The sequence below is a fragment of the Citrobacter sp. RHBSTW-00986 genome (assembly GCF_013783065.1).
GTDB lineage: Bacteria > Pseudomonadota > Gammaproteobacteria > Enterobacterales > Enterobacteriaceae > Citrobacter > Citrobacter braakii.
In genome coordinates, this window is record NZ_CP056200.1 from 2,640,425 (window position 1) to 2,657,773 (window position 17,349).

General features: G+C 45.6%; 17 protein-coding genes. 16 read left to right on the plus strand and 1 reads right to left on the minus strand.

The annotated features are described in order from the left end of the window. The first annotated feature begins 43 nt into the window (after window positions 1-43). From trpS to HV345_RS12970, 4 genes are all read left to right on the plus strand, one after another. Window positions 44-1,048, plus strand: a complete 1,005-nt coding sequence (gene trpS, locus HV345_RS12955) for a tryptophan--tRNA ligase (RefSeq protein WP_016156413.1) — start codon at window positions 44-46, stop codon at window positions 1,046-1,048. A 349-nt stretch (window positions 1,049-1,397) separates the two neighbouring features. Continuing rightward, window positions 1,398-1,559, plus strand: coding sequence for a hypothetical protein (locus tag HV345_RS12960; RefSeq protein ID WP_181635641.1), 162 nt, complete (start codon window positions 1,398-1,400; stop codon window positions 1,557-1,559). Window positions 1,560-1,849: 290 nt separating this feature from the next. Continuing rightward, a complete protein-coding gene (locus tag HV345_RS12965; protein ID WP_181635642.1) occupies window positions 1,850-2,593 on the plus strand; it encodes an SDR family oxidoreductase in 744 nt (247 codons plus the stop codon). Between the two features lie 287 nt (window positions 2,594-2,880). Continuing rightward, entirely contained in the window at window positions 2,881-3,441 is a 561-nt protein-coding gene (locus HV345_RS12970; protein ID WP_181635643.1) for a hypothetical protein, read from the plus strand. Window positions 3,442-3,817: 376 nt separating this feature from the next. Here the strand turns inward: HV345_RS12970 and HV345_RS12975 are convergent, their stop codons facing one another. Further along, window positions 3,818-4,690: a LysR family transcriptional regulator gene (locus HV345_RS12975; RefSeq protein ID WP_016152964.1), complete on the minus strand. Its 873-nt coding sequence runs from the start codon at window positions 4,688-4,690 to the stop codon at window positions 3,818-3,820. 108 nt (window positions 4,691-4,798) lie between these two features. Between HV345_RS12975 and HV345_RS12980 the strand changes: the two genes are divergently transcribed. The 12 genes from HV345_RS12980 to HV345_RS13035 all read left to right on the plus strand — a co-directional run bounded on the left by HV345_RS12980 (window position 4,799) and on the right by HV345_RS13035 (window position 17,326). Next, a complete protein-coding gene (locus tag HV345_RS12980; RefSeq protein ID WP_016156407.1) occupies window positions 4,799-5,989 on the plus strand; it encodes an MFS transporter in 1,191 nt (396 codons plus the stop codon). Beyond that, on the plus strand, window positions 5,986-7,848 hold the full coding sequence (locus HV345_RS12985) for an FAD/NAD(P)-binding protein (RefSeq protein ID WP_181635644.1): 1,863 nt from the start codon (window positions 5,986-5,988) through the stop codon (window positions 7,846-7,848). The genes HV345_RS12980 and HV345_RS12985 overlap by 4 nt, the downstream gene beginning before the upstream one ends. Then, the gene (locus tag HV345_RS12990) at window positions 7,838-9,178 is read left to right on the plus strand and encodes a hypothetical protein (RefSeq protein WP_181635645.1); all 1,341 of its coding nucleotides are present in this window, start codon (window positions 7,838-7,840) and stop codon (window positions 9,176-9,178) included. Before HV345_RS12985 ends, HV345_RS12990 begins: the two co-directional genes overlap by 11 nt. A 14-nt stretch (window positions 9,179-9,192) precedes the next feature. After that, window positions 9,193-9,396 carry a 4-oxalocrotonate tautomerase family protein gene (locus HV345_RS12995; protein WP_016152960.1) on the plus strand — a complete coding sequence of 68 codons (204 nt, stop codon included), beginning with the start codon at window positions 9,193-9,195 and terminating at the stop codon, window positions 9,394-9,396. Window positions 9,397-9,542: 146 nt separating this feature from the next. Then, window positions 9,543-10,172 (plus strand): 2OG-Fe dioxygenase family protein, encoded by a 630-nt coding sequence (locus HV345_RS13000; RefSeq protein ID WP_181635646.1) that lies wholly within the window; start codon window positions 9,543-9,545, stop codon window positions 10,170-10,172. An 8-nt stretch (window positions 10,173-10,180) separates the two neighbouring features. Next, a complete protein-coding gene (locus HV345_RS13005) occupies window positions 10,181-11,413 on the plus strand; it encodes an acetyl-CoA carboxylase biotin carboxylase subunit family protein (RefSeq protein WP_016156403.1) in 1,233 nt (410 codons plus the stop codon). Between the two features lie 35 nt (window positions 11,414-11,448). After that, on the plus strand, window positions 11,449-12,504 hold the full coding sequence (locus HV345_RS13010) for an AbrB family transcriptional regulator (protein ID WP_181635647.1): 1,056 nt from the start codon (window positions 11,449-11,451) through the stop codon (window positions 12,502-12,504). A gap of 970 nt (window positions 12,505-13,474) precedes the next feature. Beyond that, window positions 13,475-13,837: a RidA family protein gene (locus HV345_RS13015; RefSeq protein ID WP_032947028.1), complete on the plus strand. Its 363-nt coding sequence runs from the start codon at window positions 13,475-13,477 to the stop codon at window positions 13,835-13,837. A 13-nt stretch (window positions 13,838-13,850) separates the two neighbouring features. Further along, window positions 13,851-14,507: a transcriptional regulator gene (locus tag HV345_RS13020; RefSeq protein ID WP_181545861.1), complete on the plus strand. Its 657-nt coding sequence runs from the start codon at window positions 13,851-13,853 to the stop codon at window positions 14,505-14,507. Next, complete coding sequence (locus HV345_RS13025; RefSeq protein WP_181635648.1) at window positions 14,494-15,300, plus strand: PhzF family phenazine biosynthesis protein; 807 nt, start codon at window positions 14,494-14,496, stop codon at window positions 15,298-15,300. Before HV345_RS13020 ends, HV345_RS13025 begins: the two co-directional genes overlap by 14 nt. Window positions 15,301-15,385: 85 nt before the next feature. After that, window positions 15,386-16,555 carry a branched-chain amino acid transport system II carrier protein gene (gene brnQ / locus HV345_RS13030; RefSeq protein WP_181635649.1) on the plus strand — a complete coding sequence of 390 codons (1,170 nt, stop codon included), beginning with the start codon at window positions 15,386-15,388 and terminating at the stop codon, window positions 16,553-16,555. Between the two features lie 258 nt (window positions 16,556-16,813). After that, a complete protein-coding gene (locus HV345_RS13035) occupies window positions 16,814-17,326 on the plus strand; it encodes a GNAT family N-acetyltransferase (RefSeq protein ID WP_181635650.1) in 513 nt (170 codons plus the stop codon). The last annotated feature ends 23 nt before the right edge of the window (window positions 17,327-17,349 follow it).

A 17,349-nucleotide genomic window follows, 5' to 3' on the forward strand; every position in this document is an offset into this window, starting at 1 on the left:
GCATTTAAAGACCCCTTTCGGTTTTTTGATTAAGGAGTCTTACATGAACAACAAAACTATCATCCTCACTGGCGATCGTCCCACTGGCCCGCTGCATCTCGGCCACTATGTTGGCTCTCTGCGCCAGCGCGCCACGCTGCAACATGATTATCAGCAGTTTATATTGGTTGCTGACCTGCAAGGGCTAACCGATAACGGCAGCACACCACAAAAGATCCGCAACAATATTCCCGAAGTGCTGGCTGATTACCTCGCCGCAGGAATCGACCCGTCACTCACCACCATTTGTCTGCAGTCGGCCCTGCCCGCCCTCGCTGAGCTGACCGCGCTTTATATGAACATTGTTACCGTGGCTCGCGTGGAGCGAAATCCTACGGTCAAAAACGAAATTGCGCAGAAAGGATTTGCCCGCTCGTTACCGGTTGGCTTTCTGGTTTATCCCATCAGCCAGGCGGCAGATATTACCGCCTTCAAAGCCGAGGTGGTTCCCGTCGGCGACGATCAGTTGCCCATGATCGAACAGACCAATGAGATCGTGCATAAGATGAATAGTCTGTTACCGACCTCTGTCTTGTCGCATTGTAAAGCGCTACTGAGTGAGACCAGCCGTCTTCCAGGGATCGACGGTAATGCCAAAATGTCAAAATCGCTCGGCAACACACTACTTCTGTCCGCCAGCGAAGAGGCTATTCATCATGCGGTCAGCGCAATGTACACCGATCCCAATCATCTAAAAGTGTCCGATCCGGGGCAGATTGACGGCAATATGGTATTTACTTACCTCGATGCTTTTCATCCGGATAAAGCAAAAGTGGCGGAGATGAAAGCGCATTATCAGCGCGGCGGGCTGGGTGACCGGACATGCAAAAACGAGCTGGAGATGTGCTTGCAGGAGCTTATCGCCCCGATGCGCGAGCGGCGGGCAACCTACATCCAGGATAAAGGTATGCTGATGGCGATGCTCAAAAAAGGAAGCGAAGAGGCGCACGAGGTCACGCAGCAGACATTAAAAGAAGTAAAGCAAGGACTGGGTTTGCCGGTGTTCTGAACTCGAAGCACTACAGGTTCGATAATTAAAGATAGCTCCCGACGAATGACAATCGCCGGGAGTAGCGCAGCCATGCGTTGACGCGTAAAGATAACCTCTGTCACAGAGGCTAATTAATTCGCTGTTTAATAATCCACGCAATACGATATGTCGTTTTTTATGCAGTGTTATTTCTACCCTGCACCTTCAATTATTTCAGCTAATCATTATGGATTACCCATTACATGTACGGGTTCGAGATCCTCACCTTGCCTGAGATATGATTATTTGTTAAATTAACCGCATTAGCGTTAAATACATTGAGCATTACACAGACGCTATTTATACAATAATGAATGATGGAGTTAAAATGAAGTATGCGTTTGCATTAATGTTGAGTATTGTATTGTCAGGTTGTACCGCAAATGATTGGGTGGATGCTGCAAGTGGGATAATGCAGGCAAAAGACCAACACAATAAAGACGCAAGAAACAATCGCATCAAAGAAGCCAACAGGGCTGCAGGCTACTGATATCTAAATGATTAGCACATCCCTCTTCTTGTCTTTATAAACAGAAGAGGAATGGTATTCTAAACAAATTTACTGACTAAATAGCACAATTAAAATTGGTGTATAGCGCATACATATCCTTGCAGAGAATATAATAACCTAACGCTCAGTCCGCTCCGCGCCAGATGCTGGCTTTGCAAGTCCCCTATCCCTATTCCTCATGTAAAAATGGCACTAATTGAAAGATGCCAATCCACTTCCTCATGTATATCTATATCCACACATAGTCATAAAGAAAAGGATGGATGAAGATGCTGAGAGGTAAAAGAGCTGTAATTACGGGTGGAGGTGGAGGATTTGGTCAGGCGCTGTGCGTGTGGCTGGCGCAAGAAGGCGTCGAGGTGGATTTTTGCGCGCGGCGTGCTGATGATATTCAAAAAACTTGCAGTATCATCGCGGCTGAAGGCGGGATTGCAAAAGGATATATCTGTGATTTAACCCAGCCTGAATCCCTTTCGCAATTTTCTTCACAGTTGTTAACTTCAGACAAGCCCATCGACATTTTAATCCTCAATGCCGCCCAGTGGCTTTCAGGAACGTTAGACGATCAACCAGACGCAGAAATTATCAATACCGTCAGTTCAGGCCTGACAGGTGCGATTTTATTGACTCATGCATTGTTGCCTGGGTTAAGACGTTCAGAAAGCGCGGATGTCGTCTCAATAATATCTTCATGTGGGATTCCGAATTTTACGGATTCAATTGCGCATCCCGCTTTTTTTGCCAGCAAACACGGGCTTAGCGGATTCACATCTAAACTGTCACACCAGTTGTCCGAAGAAAATATACGTGTGACCGGGTTGTATCCACCGGATTTCGAACTTACAGGGTTAGATACGTTTGTTGATAGTCAATCCAGAATGGGGGAACGTTTATTAAATGGACGCTCTGTCTGGGAAACAATTCGTTTTGTGCTGGCTCAACCGCGTAGTTGCCATATAGGTAGTATCTACTTTCAAGGTCCAACTCGCGAGAAACTGAGTGCCAGGGACTGAATTTGGTGACGTTGAACAACGCGGTCAACGTCCGTTCTTGACATAGCGGCTCTTGAGGGGCGCCAGACAGACTGCTCCGTGCCAGAGGCGGACTTCTCACACTTCGGCTTATGTGGTCAAAATCTGTATGTCACTACACTTTATAGTATTTATATCAATAGTTAAGATAAAATTAAGGTTAACTGGCATTTCATTCGAATACGTAGCCCCACCCGTTAAATGAATGATGGCCTTAGACAGGAGCATTGCCAAGGTTCATGTAAACGATACAGGAAAGAGAACATCAGATGCCATGTATATACTCACTCAATGACCTGCTCGGACTGCTTATTTTTTCAAGGAAATATCACTTTCTCTACGATAATCTGGACTGCCTGATCATTGCATGGGCTGAAGATAAAATTACCGAAGGAAATGATTCGGTGACTCTCTTAATTCTCGCTTCACTGGGTCTTGATAATCAACCTGAACGGACTGAGGTTGAATTATATCTGTCACGATACATGATAGAGCAACGGATTGTACTGCCACCGCTAAAAACAGCAGCATTGGTCTGGATAAAGCTATTTATGAGTCAACTTTCCCAGTGCACATCCATTCATGATGCAGAACAAAAAATGTATTTTCTGATGTGTCATTGGTTTGAACCTGACGTAAAGATTTTCGAGGCAGCGGTCGATATGCTGAAATCGCTTTACTGGCGTCTCTTTGATGAATGGAAAGGGCCAGGTACAAGCAAAGCGGTAAGGATGGTGGAGTCAGAATTCTTTGATCTGATTAATCGTGCGATGCTGCCCTATTCCCATAAAATTGAGAATCCAGATTGGCAGAATCTGCTTGTTCGGTAATTTTTACCTGCATCCTGAAAGATATCTTTCATGTGTGAAAAACTCCATCCAATTTGAATTCCTTTTCACATTTAACTTAAGCATATTCTGCCAAAACCTCATCGTTCCCCCTTTGAACCTGGAAACAAAGTTAAGCAGACTGAATAGCCGCTTTGTGCCAATGGCAGACTGGCAACGAACGAATCAGAGAGCAGATGCCGTTCTTACTACAAAACAGTGGTCAAATTTCTTGACCAATCCCAGGAAAGAAATCTTCAGCAACTCTATTAAATTGCATTAGTCAATCCTGAAACTGAAAGCCTGCATCGATAATAGATCCATATAGAGTATTTACCAGCCCAAAAGCCCTAACGGCACAATATGGTTGTGGAATACCTCAGTGGGATGAAACAAAGGAAACAAAGCAATTCAATACCCGGCTAACCTCACGATTTTTAAGCCATATCATCATAGTATTGACATTACCAATGTGAGGAGTAATAGAGTGGCACCGTATGGGGAAACTCGTTTCATACTGTTTGACGACGCTCTCAGGCAATAATGCAATGCCCATTCCGGCACTTACGCAACCAAGTATTGCCTGAAAAGAACCAAACTCCAGCGGGTCGTCATAATCGACATTTTGTAGCCGTAACCATTGCCCAAGCCGGGAACGATAATTACATCCTTTCACAAAGACGAGCGGCCTTGTCACCTCCAGATCGGCTCCCGTCACGACATCACCATGCTCTGCGGCCGTAACCAGAACCAGGGTTTCCTGACACAGCACCTGCGTTTGTAGCCTTGAATTGTCTACGTGCAACGCCTTGTGGTCAGCGACGAAGGCAATTTCAAGTTCACTATTCTGGATCTGACGAACTAACACATCTGTCGGTGACGTTTTTAAGTTTAATTCTACGGAGGGCATTTCACGGTGGAAGTTTGCCAGCAAAGCAGGAAGTCGGACGGCGGCAGTGGTTTCCATTGCGCCAATGCGCAGAGGGCCAGCCGCTTTCGTTCCCTGCATAGACAACTCGGCTTCGTCTAAAAGCGCGAGGATTTTGTTAGCGTAACGCAGAAGCAGTTCACCTTCAGGGGTGATGTGAAGACGATTCTTCTCGCGAACAAACAACGAAACATCCAGGCTGGACTCCAGTTGCTTGAGCCGCGTCGTGACGTTTGAAGAAACGCAGTGCAGATTACGGGCTGCTGCGGTGATAGAGCCGGTTTCCGCGACGGTTTTAAACAAATTTAATGAAGTACTGTTCATCGTGTCTGTCACTCAAAGTGAAGGTTTTCGTCATTTTTATTAACTTTTTATTATCATTTCTTTATGTAACATAACAATCAAATCTGATTGACATATTGAGCCTGAAAAATGGATCTTGATCACAATGTTATTGGCCATCGCCAGTTGAGCACGGCTGTCTTCGGTATGATTGTTTTAACGCTGGGGATGGGAATTGGTCGGTTTTTATATACTCCGATGCTGCCGGTCATGTTGCATGAAGGCATTTTTAATTTTTCGCAATTATCGTTAATCGCAAGCGCGAATTACGCCGGATACCTGGTTGGCAGCCTCCTGTTCTCGTTTGGTATTTTTGGTGGCCTGAAGAATATCAAAACGATGTTAATTTGTGCTGCATTAGTCACCGGCCTGCTTATTTTTGCGATGGCAGTAGTCACGCACCCTGATATAGTAATTGTTATTCGATTTATCGCCGGTGTTGCCAGCGCAGGCATGATGATATTCGGGTCGATGCTTATGCTACAGCATACCCATAATCCGTTTGTCATTGCTTCTTTGTTTGCCGGCGTCGGGGTGGGTATTTTTATAGGCAATGAATATGTTATAGCCGGTATCGCATATGCATTAAATTCAAAGCTACTATGGATCGGCGCGTCAATCATTTCAGCTGTACTCTTCATCGCGCTGATTATCTTGCTGCCTGCAAATAAACACGTTCTACCTCCTCAGAAAAAAGCTTCGTCATCCGAGCCGAACATCCAGTGGTGGAATTTAGCATTGTTATATGGACTGGCAGGCTTCGGTTATATCATTGTAGCTACTTATCTCCCTTTAATGGCCCGGGGAGTGGGTAATGAATTTCTGGCCAACCATATCTGGTCTATTGTTGGCCTTGCCGTTATCCCAGGATGCTATGGTTGGTTATGGGCTGCACGCAAGTGGAGCATATTGTCCTGCCTGAGTGTTAACTTAATTGTGCAGGCGAGCTGCGTTGTGATGGCCTCGTTTATCCATTCCCCGCTTTTATTGACCTTGAGTTGTATTGGCTTTGGTGCAACTTTCATGGGAACCAGTTCTCTCGTTATGCCACTCGCGAAAAAGATTTCTGCACCACAGAAAATTAATCTTCTGGGTCTGGTGACGTTAACATATGGCATTGGGCAAATTGCCGGGCCATTAATCGTGAGTGCGTTTCAGAACAATAAAAACGGGATGACTATTTCAATATTATCTGGCGCTTGTGCGTTATTTATCGCAGCAGGGATTAGCTATGTTCAACACAGCAAAGTTAAATACTCTCAAAGTTGGAGCAAAGAATGAAAAAGACAACCGTTGCTATTATAGGAATGGGGCCTCGGGGGCTTAGTATTCTGGAAAGGATTTGTGCTCAGCATGCACAACGTAAACAGAATGAACATATTAATATTGTTATCGTTGATAAAAATGCGATGGGTGTAGGTGCGCACAGTTTATCGCAGCCCGACCATTTATTGGTTAACACCGTTGCTTGCCAGATAACATTATTTGGTGATGCGACGGTAAAAAATGCCGGATCTTTCCGTTCAGGGCCATGTTTTCATCAGTGGGCTAATGAGCAGGGCTATAAAAATGTTGATGGCCGTTATTTAAAAGACGTGGCTGGCAAACCAATTGACGCCAACGATTATTTACCTCGTCGATTATTAGGTGAATACTTAAATTGGTTTTATCACGAAATTATCAAAAGTTTGCCTGACAATATCTCGGTTACACAGATAAATCATCAGGCCAACAACATTCTGATTCAGGACGATGCGAAGTCTATTATTGTCTTGGAAGACAGTCAGCGTGTGGTGGCCGATTACGTCTATTTAACCACTGGTCACAGCGACAACGCCAAAACGTTTGACGATCATCTTGTTGAACGATTTATTGCCAATAATTATAAGAAAAATGAACGCCTGGACTACTATCCGACTCCTTATCCAATAAATAATTTGAATAAAATAACAGCGGAATCAAATGTGATTGTTCAGGGTATTGGTCTGACTGCCTATGATGTCATTTCGCAACTCACTATCGGCAGGGGTGGAAAATTTAGCCGGGAAGATGGTGAGCTTCGCTATCATCCTTCCGGAAAAGAACCGGGTATTTTTATCTATTCACGTAAGGCTCTACCTTTTAGCAGTCGCGGCGCGAATCAAAAAGGCGTTTCTGGGCAGTACTCCCCACGCTTCTTAACGGCAATGGCTATCAGAGAATTGCGGTTGAAAAATGTGTTTGAGAAAGGATCTTCAAAAATCGATTTTCTTGAACAAGTTTTCCCCTTACTGCATAAAGAAATGTGTTATGCCTATCGTTCAACCCTAAATGGGCAGTGGTTAGATGCTGGCTCTTATGAACCGAGCGCTGAAGACATCGCGGTAATTGACAGTGTGCTTTATCCACATCAATCGCAGGAACATCTGAGTTTAAAGGATTATACTCAATGGTTTATGTATTTCCTGCGTAAAGATCTCCAGGAGTCTGAGGAGGGCAATGTCCATGGCCCGATCAAAGCGGCGACAGACATTATTCGTGATGTCAGGGATATTTTACGAGAAGCGATTGATAATTCAGGGCTTGAATCGCGGTCACATCAGTATTTCCTTGAGCATTTTAATCCTATTTTTAACCGCATTGCCGTTGGCCCGCCGAAGTTAAGAAATGAACAACTATTAGCATTAATGGAAGAGAATGTGGTGAGTCTGGCCGGTGGTAAAGATTCAAGGTTAGTATTGAACGACTGCGAAGGAAAATTCGAAGTTCACTCACCTTTTAAAGAAGAGAGTACTGAGATTCAGGCTGATGTTTTAATCAAGGCGAAAATTGCCAGTTTTTCGCCACTACATGACGCTTCACCGTTAATCAGAAATATGACAGCCAATGGTATTGTTCGTCCATTTATGAATGAGGGGTATCACCCGGGTGGGCTGGATATCGATCAATGCCAGCATCCTATTAATCGCATGGGGGAAGCGCAGACGGCTTTTTGGGTGCTGGGCAATCCTGCGGAAGGCGCGAATTTTTACACCTACGTCCTGCCACGTCCGCTGGTTAATTCAAGATTCCTGGTTGATGCAGGCCGTTGTGTCGCAGATATGTATCATCAAATGATGGTGCGGCAGGCTCAGCCAGAGGTAGCGATAAATGCAGACTGAGCAAATCCAGGCCCGTGGCAAGGCGTGGCAATCATTGCAACCTGCGTTAGCGATAACATCATTGCTGGTATTTCTGTTCGCTTGTGCGTTGACGGATAAACATGCGGCGATGTCGGCTATTGCGGGAGTTACCGCCGTGCTCTACTTCGCATCGACATTTGCTTTCTGGTCAAAAAAATCATCCGCCAGAAGTGGTGTGATTATTTTTCTCTGCTCGATGATGTTTCTTCTTGCTACAAACAACCTGAAAGGCATTGTGCTCCCTGCAATTTTTTCGCGATATTTTGATGTGATTTTACTGCTTGTTGGTATTGCCTTATTACGACAAGTCATGGCCTCTCTTAATTTTACAGCTGTTCTGGGAGGATATTTTTCGCGTAGAAAAACATCGAACATGACTTTTGGGGTTACGTTATTGACGGCGTTCTTAACATGGCCAATGAGTCTGGGGGCAATATCATTGCTGCTCGATGGCCTCAAGTCAGTTATTGGGCCAAGATTCAACCTGGCAAAGATTATTACGCGCACCGTATGCATTACGATGGTACTGATGCCAACCACCATCGGCGCTGCTGCCGTTTGGGCGGCAATGCCTGACGTACCGCATCTTAAGGCGATGCTGGTGGGTATCCCTCTCTTTTTATTCAGTATCTTGTTCAACCAAAGCGCAAAAGTGACGGTAATCGCTGAAAACGAGACGGTGACACCCAGCCGTGATGGGATGCGGTATATCCTGCTATGTGTAGGTCTGTTCTGGGGAGTATTCATTTTTTCATTAACGGTACTGAATCTTAATTCACTGCAAAGTATTGCCTTTACAGCAGTCGTGCTCTTTGTTGTCGATCATCTGGTTAAAAAGGATAAACCCTGGGCTGAGCAATTAACTGAATCAGCACAGAATATATCCGGTGAGGTATTGTTGCTTTTAAGCTGTAGTGTGTTGACCTCAGTTTGTTGGCTGCTTTTTTCCCATGGACCTGAGGGTATCACTGCTTATGTTGGCGGGCTGACAACGTTGCAGATCTACGCGATTATTTTGTTCATCGTACCGCTTTTTGGTTTATTAGGTATCCATCCACTGATTATCTTTAGTATCGCATGGTCGATATTTTCTGATTATCTTACGGGGGGGATGGTTGATTATCAGATATGGATTTGCTTATTTATTGCAACTCAGCTTATTTCTCCCGTATCGATCAATGCTATTTTCGCCGCAAACAGTCTGAATGTATCACCCAGTAACACCAGTTTTAAAATGCACTACGGTTATGTTCTATCGTTTAATCTCTTTGCACTTGTTTATCTTGGTGCAATGTCAAAAATTATCTAATAAAAGGAGTTCATATGCCCTACGTAAATATTAAAATTACTAATGAAGGTGCTACCGATCAGCAAAAGAAAAAATTAATGGAGGGAGTGACACAACTATTGGTTGATGTCCTGAATAAAAACCCCAGCACAACCATCGTGGTCATTGATGAAGTGGAGACTGATAACTGGGGAATTGGTGGCGTGCCAGTGACGGAGTTACGTAAAAAAAGCAAGTAGAGTTATTTAAAAAGTAAGGAGCCTGCCTCCTTACTTTTGCCCATAGATTATCAGTATAAAAGAGTCTGCAATATTATTTATTGTTGGATATGCATTTCATATCTTATAAGTAGACTGCTCAAACTACCGTATTAAGGACGTTATCTATGCACGCCTATCATCATATTCGACTGGGGAAGACTTCAGCGAAAGTCAAAAATAGTTTTGATGAATTACTACCCGATCCATGGCTTAAGGCTGAAGATGGTATTTTTCGGTTCAGAAGTTACATGCAGGCCAGGGCCGGACGTGAAAAGTATTTTGATCTGTGCGCAGTGGGTGAGTTTTTTCAAGCGGAAAAACTGAACAATTACGCTGGCGGTATTGCAAGAAAATACCCAGAAATAAAACAAGACGTTGCTGAAGAAGTGATGAATCTGGTGTTTCGTAAGCTTTTGCCATTGCTTCCAGACACGACTTACAATATTGGCATTCATCAAATAAGAATAACGACAGATGACCGAAGGCCTGGATATCCCGCTCCAGAGGGTATTCATAAAGATGGTTTTAAGTACATTGCAATCTATTGCAGCGAAATTGAGAATGTGACTGGTGGAGAAACCACGCTTATTTCTAATCATGATGGGGGCAATGATGCCTCTACGTTCAAACTGCATGCGGGCGATGCAGTAATATTCAATGATGTGAATTATCAGCATTATACCGCGGCAGTGGTTCCTTTGTTGCCAGGAAAAGGTTATCGGGATGTATTTGTCATTACATTTGATATTGAATGAGAAAAACAATGAATATCTTGCTGTGTCCACCAAAAATTATTTTTCAGCACTCACGTGAAGAGTGGCAGTCATTGCAATCAGTGGCCCCGGTTCTGATTGCAACGTGCGCAAGCCAGATCGATAATATTCTTGATCATATGGGGGCAGGTTTTTCTTTCCTTTTTTATGAAAACTTTAATGATAATCCCTTCGTGGAAATGGATATTTACCACTACGCTCAGGACAATAAAGCAACGGGTATCTTTTACCTCGCCGAAATCGATGTTCTGAGGGCCGCGCGAATCAGCGATCGTCTGGGTTTGACACACGACCGTGAAAAAAAGGCCATGTTCTTCCGTGATAAATTTATGATGAAATCGCTTGTTCAGTCTCATCAGTTACCGGTTCCTGCTATGGCACGCGTCGACAGTGCGACTGCGATGGCGCGATTCATTGCCGAACAGGGATATCCCTGCGTCATCAAACCTAATGATGGGCGTGGATCACAGGGCGTGGTGGTTCTTAAAAATGAAGGCCAGCTTTATAAATATCTGGCGCAGGTTAAGCCGCCAGAGTATCACAATCTGCTCATTGAAAAATTTATCGAAGGCGAAGCTTATCAAATTAATGCGTTGTATTTAAAAGGAAAGGCGATATTTGTTTCTGCATCTCGTGCAACCGTCTCCTGCCTGGATTTTCTATCCGGGAAAACATTAGGTCTGGTTATGGAAGATGACACGCCGCTGCATCGTAAACTGATTGCCTACACCAAATATCTTGCTGAAGAGGTTTTTCCAACGGAAGAAAACGCATTGCTTCACCTTGAAGTTTTTGTTGATAAAGATAACAACATTATTTTTGGCGAGCTTGCTTGCCGATTAGGTGGCTGCTTTGTCAATGAAGAATTAGGGGCCGCTTTTGGTCTTGATCCTCGAATGACCTGGCTTAAAGCCAGTTTATGCGAAATCTATCCGCAGGATTTATCGCAAAGACAACCCGTTTTACGGGTTGGCCAATTAAATGTGCCGCCTGCACAGGGCACGCTCCTCTCTATTGCGGAAAAATGTCCATTGCCTTTTGTGGTTAAATATCGGGCAACAGGTGTCGTCGGCCGCCAATATGACGCGATGAAATTAACAAATGGCGAGATCGTGAGTGCTATTGTTCAAGCGGAGTCCAGCCGGGAAATACACGAACGTCTTGATGCATTGACCCAATGGGTTGCTGAAAATACCCTTTGGGTTAACGAAACCGTTCACTGAGTATTTAACACTCCCGGTAGCCAGGAGAAAGGTGTATGAAATTATTGTTAGGTTTTGCTCTTTGTATCCTGGCTGGGTTGGGTTTTACCTATTGCAACGTTCCGTTAGGTATGATGTTTGGCCCCCTTATTACCGTGCTGGTGTTAAAACGTACCGGTCTTTCTGTGCCAGTACTGCCGGGCAGCCTGACGGTGATTCAACTCTCTCTTGGTACGTCAATTGGTCTTTTATTTCGCGATTTTTCTTTTGGGGCGCAAGGAAATATCGCATTTTTACTGGTGTTGTTATTAGTATGCTTATCCCTGCAATTCACCGCATGCTACTTGTGGTGTATTCACCGATTACGCTGGAGTAAGGAAGAGGCGTTATTGGGCGCCGTTCCGGGGGCAATGGCAGCGGTATTAGCGCTAGCGTCCCATGTTAAAACGCCGCCGCAAAAAATTATCATTTCGCACTCGCTTCGGCTCATCACATTGACCTTATTTGCCGGATATATTACCGGCGGTGCGCAAACCCATATGGCCATGCCGCCTGTATTGTTTGCAACGACTAATGTGCTCTGGCTATTGGGTATTGTCTTTGCGGGCTATGTGTTGGGCAAATGCCTTGAACGCTTCCACTTTCCTGCGCCCTTTATGATCACGTCGTTGCTTTGTGCAGCACTCCTGCACCCTTTGTCATCTCAGACTGTGTTTTTTCCCGATATTTTCAATCAGTTCAGTATGATCCTGATGGGCATATTACTGGGGCATCATTTTATTGCGTTTACGTTGACTGCATTTTTGCGTCATCTTTGGTCTTCAATACAGCTCATTGCTATTGGACTGGGTGTGACGGTCATGATGGCATTTACAGCGGCGCATCTTCTGGATTATCCATTTTATGTATTGATGCTCTCCTGGGTTCCCGGGAGCGTGGAATCAATGTCCTTTGCGGCACTGGCGCTTAACGCGAATGCGAGTTTTGTGATGGCAAGCCATATTATACGCATGTTGCTCATCCAAACGATCCCAGCAATAGTTATCTACCGCAAAAGAGAGGTTATAGAAGGTATTAGCGCTAAAACCAGTAAGCCGACGAGGCCGCTGTAGGGGGTTATGACCTCCGTTATGAGCATAACGTTCGTTGCGAATTTTATACAGCTCATCATGAACAGCCCGTAGGTGGACAGGGAGATCATTCCGCTGGAGAACGCAAGTGCCATTGCTTTTGGCGAACAAACGTGCGTAGCTGACCACAAAAGCGGTTGTTAACATCTCCTGTTCCATCATCGATTCAGTAGTGATTTCAAACTTGGTCGTACGAAGCCGACGATAAATGTAACTAAGGCTTGTTGTAGTAGGTATTACCTTTATAAGTCTAATCAGACTTTCAATCTCTTTATCGCAACCGCTAATAATCTCCGCCCCTTTCTTCATTATTTGTTCAAAAGGCGCTCTTAGATCAGCTGGTAATTTGCTAAAAAATTCTTCAGAGACGCTGTAATAGTCGTTGCCTTCAAAAATAGGAGGTGGTGACATAGCCATCTGGGTAAACCCTGTGTTGAGAAATTGCACCATTTTCAAACTAACTGGCGGGGTTTATCAAGATAAATTAAAGTCTCCATTTGGCTTAGAAGCGGAAATACTTACTGAAGGTCGAGAGTACAACTGAATTTCAAAACCGGCTCAAAGCGCGGTATTGCCTACGGCACATGAAAATTATTCCTTGATGCATAACTTCTGCAAAATCTGCCAATTCTGTCCATTTATCCCGCCATAACCTTGCAAATTAGATTACCTTGTAAGTTTGGAAGGTCCAATGTCCGCTCCTCGCCCACTACGGACATTCGCTCAGTTAGCTTATCCGTTCAGTACCAGAAACAGACGAGCTTGTCCTTACAGAACTTAAACGCGGTTCAGAGCATGTCCCATCCCGTCAACAAAGTATCTGTCGATGCTCTGTTAGTGGAGAGGCATGAAAGCCACGAAATCAACAAATGTTTAAAATAATAATTTTGTTTAATTTAAAATTAAGTCATGCTACCGTGCTACTACACTTTCTTTAGGGCAAATCTGACACATGTCTATCGTACGCTACCCCACGACCAAGCCTTTTCCCTTTTCAGACGCCGTGCAGGTGAACGGGTTTGTTTTTCTTTCAGGCCATGTCGCCATGAGCCCCGAAGGTGAACCGTTGTATGGATCTGTCACCCAGCAGACCCGGCATATCATGCACGCCATCCGGGAAACTCTGGCGCGGGCGCATACGACGCTGAACCACATTGTGAAAGTCCAGGTTTGGTTAAGCAGCATGGAGCACTTTAGCGAATTCAATGTTGCTTACAGCGCGTTCTTCCCGGAAGGTTTCCCCGCAAGGAGCGTCGTCACCAGCCACCTTGCATTTGATTTAGACGTCGAAATAGAAGTCCAGGCCGTTGTCTGATGGAGAGAGCAAAATGAAAGACGAACGTGAACGTTTAATCACTATTTTGACGGCTTCGCTTGAGGCATTGAGAACCACGCTTCCCTTAAACACAGAAGCGGTTCTGCATGACCTTACCCGCCCCGAATCGTCCGTGATAAACATCATTAATGGACACGTCAGCGGCAGGAAAGTCGGTGATGCACTGTTGTCCGGCCCGGAAAATGACACGGGATTCTTAGGTTTACTGGATGCTTCGCAGCGTGTTCCCAGTCAGGTATTTAGTGGATATACCACCACCACTCTCTCTGGCACCACGTTGAATAGCGCATCAACGATTTATTACAGCAAGGACGGCGTGCCGTTAGTGGCTTTTTGCATTAACGTCGATATGGATGTGGTATCAAAACTCAAACGCGACCTGGACTATTTACTCCATCCAGCCGCCGCGGCTGAAACGCCGGAAAATCCGCTAGGTGATATTCAGGATAAATCTCTGGATGACGTTATTTCGAAATTCAGACCCACGGGTTCAGAAAATAAAATTGATTTCAGAAAACGGGTTATTTCTGAAATACATGCTCAGGGCTTTTTCAAGATTAAAGGCAGCGTTAATCATGTTGCTAAAGCGCTGGGCGTCACCCGATACACCGTTTACAACTATCTGGATAAATTAAATGACAAAGTCTGACACCACAGTAATTCCTTTTTATCAGGTTGATGCTTTCACCTCTCAACCTTTTGGCGGCAACCCGGCGGGCGTTTGTCCGTTAACTGAGTGGCTGCCTGACGCTGTTCTGCAAGCCATCGCCACGGAGAATAATCTTTCTGAAACCGCGTTTTTTGTGCCGTTCGAGGAGGGTTATCAACTGCGCTGGTGTACGCCTGCGGTTGAAGTGGATTTGTGCGGTCATGCCACTCTCGCTGCATCCTGGGTGCTGTTCAACAAGCTTGGCTACCAACAACAAACTATCAGCTTCCACACCCGCAGCGGCCTGTTGACGGTGAGTAAGAACGGGGACGAACTCTGCATGGACTTCCCGGCTAAATGGGCCATAAAGATTGATACTCCTGATGGGCTGCTGGCAGCCCTCGGCATTACCGACGGTGTTATCGGGGTGTGGAAATCGGACGATCTGATTGTACTGGTCGATGACAAAACCATCATCGACGGGCTTAATCCTGACTTCAACAAGCTGGCGGTATTCGACACCCGCGGCGTGATCGTGACCGCCGCTGATAACCAGTTTGATTTTGTGTCCCGTTGGTTCGGCCCTCAGGTCGGCGTGAACGAAGATCCCGTCACCGGGTCGGCACACACTTTCCTCGCCCCGTTCTGGGCGGCGCGTACGGGTAAAAAGGTCCTGACCGCTCAACAAGGCGGGAAGCGTAAAGGGGCGTTGCGCTGTGTAGTTCGGGATGACGGGCGCGTGGAATTGCATGGCTTCGCTCGTATGACCATCGAAGGAATATTCCAGTTGTAATAACGATGTATGACCGGAACGGTGACCAGGCATATAATGACCACGCCTTCCAAAGCATGATGTTTATATAAAATAAGAGTTAATAATGACAGCAAACACCAGACTTTCATTGCCAGAGACAATGGCTCTTGGCGGGATGACCCTTGCGCTTTTTTTGGGTGCAGGCAATATTATATTCCCGCCGCTGGTCGGCATGCAGGCGGGCGCAAACGCCTTTAATGCAGGCTTTGGCTTTATCATCACAGCGGTTCTGTTCCCGGCGCTGGCGATTATTTCCCTTGCCATTAATGGCGGTGATATCGCGGAATTAACGAAACCCTTAGGCAAATGGCCGAGCCTGATTTTTATTGGCATTTGCTTTTTAACGCTGGGGGTTTTATTTGGTACGCCACGCACCGCGACGATTAGCTACGAGGTCATCACCGATGGCGCAGCTAGTTCCCTGATGCAGAAGATTATATTTTCCGCCGCGTTCTTTGGCCTTGCTGGCGCGACGCTGGCTAAACCCGGAAAACTGCTGGAAATCGTCGGTTTCTTCCTTTCGCCCATTAAAATTAGTGCCCTGATTTTTATCGGCATATGTGCCTGGTTACATCCGATTGGTGAGCTCACGACCGCCACAACCGCGTATCAAACTCGCGCGTTCGATACAGGGTTCGTCAACGGTTATCAGACCCTGGATGTGATCAGTGCGCTGTGCTTTGGCGCCATTATCACCCACACGCTTAAGCAGCGCGGGATCCACCATCCGCGGGGCATCTTCACCCATTCCATCGCCGCAGCCTTTATTGCCGCTGCAGGTCTGGCCGTGATTTATATCTGCTATCTGTCGATGGGGTCCCACAGCCCGGTGCGGGGCGCAACGAACGGTATGCAGGTGATGAGCGCCTATGTCGAGACTGTTTTTGGCGTTTATGGCCGGGTGTTGTTGGCGGCGATCATTACCCTCGCCTGTCTGGTCACGGCCATTGGTCTGACGACCGGAACGGCGCGCTATTTCAACCAGACGACCGGTGCGTCTTATGGGCTGCTGGTGACGCTCTCCCTGATGGTGTCAGCAGCACTTGCCGTGCTGGGACTGAATTCCCTCACCGCAATGGCGGTTCCCGTGCTCTGCGCCATTTACCCGGCTGCGCTGGTCGTGGTCGCGCTGGGCATCGTTAGAAAATGGACAGACGTGCCGACGAATCTGTATCAGTTGTTTTTCTATAGCGCCCTGGCAGTGGGAATAATGAGCTTGTTTGTAAAATCCTGAATGAACAGCCGCAAGTTCGGAAGATGTCTTTTCATTTTCGCTCAAAGCAGACCAGGCAATCAGTTGGCCTGTCTGCTTCGAGCCAGAAGCTAACATCGATAAAAAATAACTTAATGGTCGAGCTCCACCAACTTCAGACCTTAGATTGCGTATTCAAAGTTTGAGGGTAAGACAGTCGCAACGGACATGTAGACTTAACAGGCCGTATATATTACAAATTTAAAATCATTTTTCTCTCATAAAGTAAGGGCCTATCCCATGTCTTTAATCATACGACAAGCAACATTAGCCGATTCGGGATTACTAAATGAGCTTGGCTACCGCTTCTATACTGCGCACTTTAAGCATATGTGGAAGTCAGAATCAGAATTTGATAATTATTTGGAGGGTGAATATTCACTTCCTGTTATTGAGCAGAGTATTAATGATAAAAACATTAGCTGGTATATAGTTGAAATCGAGCAGCCGATTGGTTTTGTGAAGCTGACATGGCAAGCAACTATCCCGAATACAGACATCAGCGGTGTTTTACTTAATAAACTCTACCTTGCCCCAACCAAAACGAATCAGCATTACGGTCACCTAATGTTGAATAAAGTCATAGATCTTGCCCGAAGTCAGGGGAAAAAATATTTATGGCTGGAGGTTCTTGAACAAAATGAACGTGCTCAAAAATTCTATAAAAAGCAGGGAATGAAACACATCAGCGACATCATTTTCGAAACAAATTCACAGAGGAGCATACTCAAGTTAATGGGGATGTGTATATAAGGCCCGCTCCTCGCTCAGACCCG

What these genes read in the sequence shown, in the direction of transcription:
- trpS (WP_016156413.1), top strand. Translation starts at nt 44, where the DNA reads ATGAACAACAAAACTATCATCCTCACTGGCGATCGTCCCACTGGCCCG.
- HV345_RS12960 (WP_181635641.1), top strand. Translation starts at nt 1,398, where the DNA reads ATGAAGTATGCGTTTGCATTAATGTTGAGTATTGTATTGTCAGGTTGT.
- HV345_RS12965 (WP_181635642.1), top strand. Translation starts at nt 1,850, where the DNA reads ATGCTGAGAGGTAAAAGAGCTGTAATTACGGGTGGAGGTGGAGGATTT.
- HV345_RS12970 (WP_181635643.1), top strand. Translation starts at nt 2,881, where the DNA reads ATGCCATGTATATACTCACTCAATGACCTGCTCGGACTGCTTATTTTT.
- HV345_RS12975 (WP_016152964.1), bottom strand. Translation starts at nt 4,690, where the DNA reads ATGAACAGTACTTCATTAAATTTGTTTAAAACCGTCGCGGAAACCGGC.
- HV345_RS12980 (WP_016156407.1), top strand. Translation starts at nt 4,799, where the DNA reads ATGGATCTTGATCACAATGTTATTGGCCATCGCCAGTTGAGCACGGCT.
- HV345_RS12985 (WP_181635644.1), top strand. Translation starts at nt 5,986, where the DNA reads ATGAAAAAGACAACCGTTGCTATTATAGGAATGGGGCCTCGGGGGCTT.
- HV345_RS12990 (WP_181635645.1), top strand. Translation starts at nt 7,838, where the DNA reads ATGCAGACTGAGCAAATCCAGGCCCGTGGCAAGGCGTGGCAATCATTG.
- HV345_RS12995 (WP_016152960.1), top strand. Translation starts at nt 9,193, where the DNA reads ATGCCCTACGTAAATATTAAAATTACTAATGAAGGTGCTACCGATCAG.
- HV345_RS13000 (WP_181635646.1), top strand. Translation starts at nt 9,543, where the DNA reads ATGCACGCCTATCATCATATTCGACTGGGGAAGACTTCAGCGAAAGTC.
- HV345_RS13005 (WP_016156403.1), top strand. Translation starts at nt 10,181, where the DNA reads ATGAATATCTTGCTGTGTCCACCAAAAATTATTTTTCAGCACTCACGT.
- HV345_RS13010 (WP_181635647.1), top strand. Translation starts at nt 11,449, where the DNA reads ATGAAATTATTGTTAGGTTTTGCTCTTTGTATCCTGGCTGGGTTGGGT.
- HV345_RS13015 (WP_032947028.1), top strand. Translation starts at nt 13,475, where the DNA reads ATGTCTATCGTACGCTACCCCACGACCAAGCCTTTTCCCTTTTCAGAC.
- HV345_RS13020 (WP_181545861.1), top strand. Translation starts at nt 13,851, where the DNA reads ATGAAAGACGAACGTGAACGTTTAATCACTATTTTGACGGCTTCGCTT.
- HV345_RS13025 (WP_181635648.1), top strand. Translation starts at nt 14,494, where the DNA reads ATGACAAAGTCTGACACCACAGTAATTCCTTTTTATCAGGTTGATGCT.
- brnQ (WP_181635649.1), top strand. Translation starts at nt 15,386, where the DNA reads ATGACAGCAAACACCAGACTTTCATTGCCAGAGACAATGGCTCTTGGC.
- HV345_RS13035 (WP_181635650.1), top strand. Translation starts at nt 16,814, where the DNA reads ATGTCTTTAATCATACGACAAGCAACATTAGCCGATTCGGGATTACTA.